At 62.4% G+C, this 6825-nt stretch carries 4 protein-coding genes; 2 read left to right on the top strand and 2 right to left on the bottom strand.

Going from position 1 to position 6825, the window contains the following annotated elements; genetic code table 11:
- Positions 1-169 precede the first annotated feature (169 nt).
- Complete coding sequence (locus FJ319_14120) at positions 170-1642, bottom strand: hypothetical protein (GenBank protein ID MBM3935401.1); 1473 nt, start codon at positions 1640-1642, stop codon at positions 170-172.
- Positions 1643-2130: 488 nt separating this feature from the next.
- Entirely contained in the window at positions 2131-3615 is a 1485-nt protein-coding gene (locus FJ319_14115) for a hypothetical protein (protein MBM3935400.1), read from the bottom strand.
- A gap of 148 nt (positions 3616-3763) precedes the next feature.
- Between FJ319_14115 and FJ319_14110 the strand changes: the two genes are divergently transcribed.
- Positions 3764-4693, top strand: a complete 930-nt coding sequence (locus tag FJ319_14110; GenBank protein MBM3935399.1) for a sugar phosphate isomerase/epimerase — start codon at positions 3764-3766, stop codon at positions 4691-4693.
- The gene (locus FJ319_14105; protein MBM3935398.1) at positions 4690-5616 is read left to right on the top strand and encodes a sugar phosphate isomerase/epimerase; all 927 of its coding nucleotides are present in this window, start codon (positions 4690-4692) and stop codon (positions 5614-5616) included. Before FJ319_14110 ends, FJ319_14105 begins: the two co-directional genes overlap by 4 nt.
- Positions 5617-6825 lie beyond the last annotated feature (1209 nt).

The raw sequence follows: 6825 nt of genomic DNA, 5'->3' as shown, positions 1-6825 counted from the left end.
CTCCTCGCCCAAGGATCGAAAGCCGGCTCCAGATCACCCTTGGAGATCGAGACTGATTCAACCAAAACCAGTCGTACTGACAAAATCACTGAGCAGTAAGACTGACAAAGTCATTGAGCATTGACATCTTCAAAATCGCAGCGTCCCAATCTGCCAAAAAATACATTAACTAGAGGCCGCTGCCGTACGAGCTGTAGTCGACAATCACCTCAAACTCCTCGAGCGTCGCCTTCCCTGCCAGGTTGTCCGGGCGCCCTTCGAAAGAAATCTCGAGCAGGTTCTCACCATGCACCGGCCTCACGTCTCTCAAGTGGAACTCCATCCAGAAGTTGCGCGGATTGGAGTGCGGGAAGGCATCGTAGCCCTTCGGCTTCCTCACGCGCACGCAGGTCTCATTCTCAAGCGACTCTCCATTCAGGCATACGGTAAACCGGTCGCCGGCCACTGAGGTGTTCCAGTACAGGCGCAACACCACCTGGCTTATCCGGCCCTCCGACCCCTCTATGTCATCGGCGATGTAGAACGGAATCTTATGGAAAGTCGCTGGGTTCGGCTGCATCTCTAAGGGCAGATAATGTACGTAGTCGAGGGTGGTGGATAGCTCGGTGCGGCGGGCCATTACGTAGTGTTTCTTGCGGTCCAGTACGAGGTCCGGGTCGCTCATCTCCGTAAGCATGCCTCGTTCCGTCTCCCCCAGCGGCCAGTCCATCATCCAGGTGTACAGGCCGTCCACGCCCTTGTCCCAGTAGTTGGCTGCAGCAGCGCGAAAATGCTCAGGGTTCGCGAACTCCCTCATACGTGCTCCGGTGAGCTCACTGCGTACGTAGTGCTGCAGGAACCCATACACCGAAACGTCCGATTTGTGCGCCAGGTCTACAACCCAATCGAACGGCAGGTTGGGATCGAGGCAGTCGTAGGAGTACATGACGGGTACGACGAAGTCCACGAGGCCTTCGCGTATCCAGGTGGGGACGTCGTAGCCGCGCTTCGAGTTGCCCTGCTCCGTGGGGTAGATGCGGGCGCCGACGAGGCCGGGGCCGCCGGGGCGGTGGTGGACCATGTCCGCCACACGCCTGAGCCACTCTGTCAGGGCCGGGCGGCCCTGGTCCGCGTCCTCGGCTCGGAACAGGTAAGGGCTGCCATGCGGCGGCGCGGAGAAGTCCAGCTCCACGCCCTGAATGTCGTACTCGTACGCGAGCTCCTTGAGAACGTTGAACTGGTGGCCGCGCAGCTCCGGGTGCAGGAAGCCTATCCCGCCGTCCTTCTCGGACACTCCCGGGCTGATCTTGGGGTACGTGCCCAGGCGGAGGTCGGTAATGAAGTCCATGCCCTTTTCGTGGGCGCGCTCGATGAGCACCTTCATGGGGTCCAGCCCTTGCCGGATGAGGCTCATCATGCACTCGTAGGCGCGCCACTCGATATGGTGCTGGTGAGGGCTCTTGCCGGAGCCGAAGAGGGTGTCCACCGACGTGTTGTAGAAGACGCCGTCCGTCCGGGACACGCAGTAGCTGAACGTGTCCACGGACGTGCCGGCAATCTCGTCGATGGGCATCCAGGCGTCCTGCATGTCCATGGGCGGCTCGAAGAGCCACAGGTAGGTGTGGCGCGCATCGTTGTGGTAGATGGTGCGTCGCTGCCGCATGGGCGGGCCTCCTGCTGGTTAAGAATAGTTGTGATAAGCGACGATGCACGCAGGGCCGGGCCCCGCACCGACCTCTCTCCCCCTAGCCCCCTCTCTCCGTGCACGGAGAGAGGGGGAATAGTACGCTGGGGCTCCGCCCCAGACCCCGGTGCGGGGCTTCGCCCCGAACCCCACTGAGGGCTACACCCTCAGACTCCCGTGCAGGCGGCATATCCGCCTGCCACTGAACCCCTTCCCTCCCAGGGAATGAGTAGGGGTTAGGTGGCTCTCGGCTCGGCTTCAGAACCCCTCCCTCTGAGGAAAGGTTGCTAGATCCCGATGTGTCCTCGAATCGGGAGGCAGGGGTTAGGTGGCTGCTGGTTCCCTCCTCTATCCGAGGGAGAGGCCTACGGGGCCTTAACCGTAGGGTCAGGGCTACGGCTGTCGGCTGTTCCCGTACCCTGTACCCCGGAGGGGAAACGAGAGCAAGGGGTCAGATGGCCGCTCCCTTACTTCACGGTCGCAAACAGGCCGTTGGGGTGAGGGCCGTACTCTACGATTACCTCGACCTCCTCAACCGTTACGCCGCCGATGAGGCCCGGCGGGCGGGACTCGAGAGCAATCTCGAGGGTGTTCTTGCCCTTCACCGGCCGCACCTTCTCCAGGTAGAACTCGAGCAACTGGTCGCGGGTGGCGTCAAGCCTGGCATAGCCGCGCAGGCACTTTTCGTGCTCAATCGACTGGCCATTGAGCCAGATGGGTGTTCGGTCCTGCGTCACCGACTCGCTGATGTGAATCTTCAGGATGACGTTCCGAATGTGGTCGGCGTCGCCTTTGATGTCGTCGGATATGTAGAACGGAATGCTGTACTTCTTGCTCTTGTCCGCCTGCGGAATAACGACCGGAGTGGGCGCGTCGTAGCCCAGGCCAGGGCCGAGCTTGCTCTTGCGGCGGAGAGGGTACCGCTTCGTCTGCAGGCGCACAAGGTCCCTGTCGCCCAGCTCGGTCAGGATGCTGCGCTCCTGCTCGCTGAACGGCCACTTCCAGAACCAGGTGTACAGCCCGTCCACGCCCTTGTCCCACAGGTTCGCCATCGTGCCTCGCACGACCTTCGTGTCCGCGTATACCCAACGCATCATCATGCGGTCGTCGAGAATAGTATCGTCTTCGCGCACGAAGGGCATCATGAAGCCGTAGACGGCGCAGTCATGCTCGTGCGCCAGCTTCACGACCCACTCCAGCGGCATATCGGAGTCCATGTTCAGGTCAAAGAACATCATCGGGATGACGAAGTCGACAAGCCCTTCCTTGATCCAGGTGCGTACGTCCAGTCCGTAGCGCAGGTTGGTCTCTTCGGACGGGAATATTCTCGCGCCCACAGTGACCGGGCGGCCCTTCTTTGCGCGGGCGACCTTGACGGCCTGCCTGACCCACTCGGTCATGACGGGGATATTCTGCTTGACTTCCTCAGGCCGGAAGTACTCGTTCAGCTTCTGGAAGAAGCCAGGGAAGTCCAGCTCCAGCCCGTCGATATCGTAGTCGTTGACGAGCTCCTTTACAATGAGCATCTGGTGGTCGCGGACTTCCTTGTGGCCCCAGCCCTTGCCGCCCTCAGGTATCTTGAACTCGTTCGGCATCCCGCCGTAGCTCGCCAGGCGAAGGTCCGCAAAGAAGTCGAGCTTTTTAGAGTGCGCTCGGCCCACGAGCAGCTTGAGGGGGTCGATACCCTTGTCGATCAGGCCCTTCATGCTCTCGTACGCGTTCCACCATGTGGCGGACTTGAAGGGGCGCTTGTCGGAGCCCCAGAGCATGCCGCGCTTCGACGGGTAGAAGATGCCGTCGCCGCGCTCAACGCAGTAGCTGAAAGTATCGACCGCCGTACCGACGACCTCGTCGACCGGCTTCCACGCGTCCTCCATCCGTATCGGGGAGTCGTGGACGTACAGGTAGTAGTGCCGAGCATCGTTGTGGTAGATAGTCCGCTGGCGTCTCAAATGGGGTCTCCTTGGGTTGGCCTTGAGGCCTTGGTGGCATATGCCCGCAAAACGCCCCCTATTATAGCGACTTGATAGCGTTTTCGTGCGGGCGGATGGGATGTATACTGCCCGAAGCCGCCCGATCTGAAAGCAAGAGGACCCGGCAATGAAATTCAAGATTGGTATGTACCTGGACGAGCTCGGAATGCCGTTCCGCGAGGCGCTGCCGCTGGCGCGCGACATCGGCGCGGAGTACGTCTGGTGGGGCGACCGCCCGGTGGGCAAGCCCATCACAGCGCTGGCCCCCGCTGAGATTGTGGCAATGGGTGACGCAATGGCCCGCAACGGCCTGAAGCCCCTGTTTGTGCGGGCCGGCAACGCCTTGTCGGCAACGGAGCTGGCCGGCCTCTATGCCGGCCCCCTGGAGAAAAACGAAGCCTTCCGGCGCGACTTTGACTCCATCAAAGCCTCCGCCGGAGTGGCGAAAAAAATCGGGGCCGGGGCGATTTGCACCTTCGGGTTCCACTGGCCGGGCGAGGCCGCAGGCAAGGCGACCTGGCCGATGAGGTGGGCGACAAGGGGCGGGGTTATCTCGGACGCGGACATGGAAAAGCTCTACGAAGCGTTCTCCCGTGTCTGTGAGCTTGCGGAGACGAGCGACCTGGATGTGGTGGTGGTGTTCCAGATGTCGTGGAACTACACGAACACCACGGGCAATTTCCGGCGGGTTGCTGAGCGTGTGGGCTCGAAGCGCCTGAAGATGATGTACAACCCCGCGGACAGCGTCAACAGCGGCGAGGCGGACGTGCTGGTGCGCGGCTTCGAGTCGATTGTCCCTAACGTTCACTCCGTGCATTTGAAGGGCGTGCAAGTGGTGGACGGGCCTCGCGGCAAATACCGGTATTGCCCGCTGGAGGAGGGCGACGTTGACTTCGAGACGGTGCTGCGGCAGGTGCGGGAGCACTGCCCGGAGGCCGTGATTTCACTGGCCACTCACTTCGCCTCGCCCGACGGCCGTCCGGAGACCGCCATGCGAACGAATATGGAGTTCGTGCGGCGGCTAATAGGAAAAGTGGAAGGGGAGCCGCGATCATGACAGGACCGGTGTTGCCCCTCGTCATGCTCCTGGATGAGCTGAAAATGCCCTTCGGCGATGCAATCGCGGCTGCGAGGAGTCTCGGAGCGGAGTACGTGTGGTTCCACGACGGCCCCGGCAAGAAGAGCCTGCCGCAAATGTCGGGTACAGAGGTGGATGCGATCGGTGAGTCACTGGAACGCGCAAGCCTCAAGCTGCTGGTCGCAAGGGCCGCGAGCGCATTCAAGTCGGTGCATGCGATCGACATTGACCCCTCGAGGGTCATGGACAACTCCGCGTATCGGCGCGACTACGAAGACGTTGTGAGGGCGATGGAGGCCGCGAGGCGGCTGGGCGTGCCGGCAGTTTGCGTGTTCAGCTTCGCCTGGCCTGGAGAGTACACGGCGGGGAAGCCGACGTGGCCGATGCGATGGGCCACGCGAGGGGGAATCATCTCCGAAGGCGAGATGGAGCGACTGGCCGCTGCGTTCGCGCCGGTTATGCAAGCCGCGGACGAGCATGAGGTGGATGTGGTTGTCCTGCAGTTGTCCTGGAACTATGCGAACACCACGGGAAACTTCGAGCGGTTGGAGGAGCGCATCGCCTCGCCGCGACTGAAGTTGATGTGGAACCCTGCGGACAGCGTGAACTGCGGGGAGGCGGATGTGGCCGAGGCCGGTTTCCGCAACGCCCTGCCCTACCTGCACTCCCTGCACCTCAAGGACCTGCGCGTCGTGGACGGGACCCGCAACAAGTTCGATTACTGCGCCATCGGCGAAGGCGACGTGGACTACCCCTCCATCCTGCGGCAGTTGCGCGCCCACGCCCCGCACGCCGTGCTGTCGGTGGCGACGCATTACAGCGCGCCTGACGGCAAGCCCGGGAGCGCCATGCGGACGAACGTGGAGCATCTGAAAAGGCTGATTGCGGCTATCCCCCCGTAGAGACGCCCCGCTGGGGCGTCTCTACGGGGGGATAGCCGCAATGCCGGCCAACCAAAGCGCCCGCGGCGTGCATGCGCGTTGCCTATCAGAGCTCTTTCCATCGCTAACGTATGGGCGCACCGATATGCACCCTCTCCCGGCTCCAGCAACCGTTAAGGTTGGCAGGCAATGGGGGCACTGCTGTGCGCCCCTACGATGGTTGCCGAATTCGGTTATGCATGCCCGCCTGGCCGCGGAACTGATCTGGCGGCGGCCGCTGGGTGGCGCAGCCGCCGCTGAACGAGGAATACGGCTATTTGTACTCGATCCAGAATTCGACGTTGCCGACTACGAGGGGCGGCTTGATGCGCGGGTCGCGGTCCACAAGCACCACCTTGACCTCGTGGGGGCCCTTCTTCGCCTGGGCGGGTGTGAGGTCCCATATGAGCCATGAGTTCTCGTCAACGTCGGATGGGTAGTTGGGGTCTTCGGCGGCAACGTTAGTTATGCGAGGCGCGCCGAGCGCTTTGCCGTCCAGGGTCACCGCCACTTTGTCTTTCCAGGGGGCGAAGTGCTCTAGCTGGATGAGCAAGCGCGCGCTCTTGAGTGTGCCGGCATTGGACGCGGCGGCGACATCATCGTGTATGCCTATGTGGAAGGTGGGCCCATCGCCGGTGAGGGTGCGGTGGAGCTGGACCGGCACCTCGCCGTAGATGCGGTCGTCGCGCTCGGCGTCGTCGCGCAGGCCGCCCTTGGGATTGACCGCCCGGTGAATGGCGGTGTATGCCTTGTCCTTCGTCTTTAGCGTGTCCGGCGAGCCGATGGAAGACAGCGACTCGCGGCGCATGGTGGCGTTGGCGTGCCAGTTGAAGATGTACATGCCGTCGGCCCCGCGGCCCCAGAACTCCTGCGAAAGGCCGGCGAACCACCTGTCGCGCCACGCCTTGTGGCCGATAAGCCGCTTTGTCTCCTGGCGGCTGTCGAAGTCCCAGCACGGGTAGAGCCGGATGTTGGTCCCCTTGGTCAGATCGCGGAGCTTATCGATCTCGAAGTCGGGATCCGTGCCGGAGTTACCTCCGCCGATTATGATGTCGCACAACCCCTCTTTCGCCCACGTCTCAATGTCGTAGCCGATCCGCCTGCAGGCCTCCAGACTGGCGGCGACTCGGATAGCGACGTAGAAGGGCCTGCCGCGCTTTTTGGCGATCTCGTCCGTCATCCTGCGGATGA

It is taken from the genome of SAR202 cluster bacterium, assembly GCA_016872355.1.
Classification (GTDB): Bacteria; Chloroflexota; Dehalococcoidia; order Lucifugimonadales; family VGZY01; genus VGZY01.
This window is presented reverse-complemented; position numbering and strand designations above follow the sequence as displayed.

Coding starts and splice junctions, on each gene's coding strand:
- FJ319_14120 (MBM3935401.1), bottom strand. CDS start 1,642: ATGCGGCAGCGACGCACCATCTACCACAACGATGCGCGCCACACCTAC.
- FJ319_14110 (MBM3935399.1), top strand. CDS start 3,764: ATGAAATTCAAGATTGGTATGTACCTGGACGAGCTCGGAATGCCGTTC.
- FJ319_14105 (MBM3935398.1), top strand. CDS start 4,690: ATGACAGGACCGGTGTTGCCCCTCGTCATGCTCCTGGATGAGCTGAAA.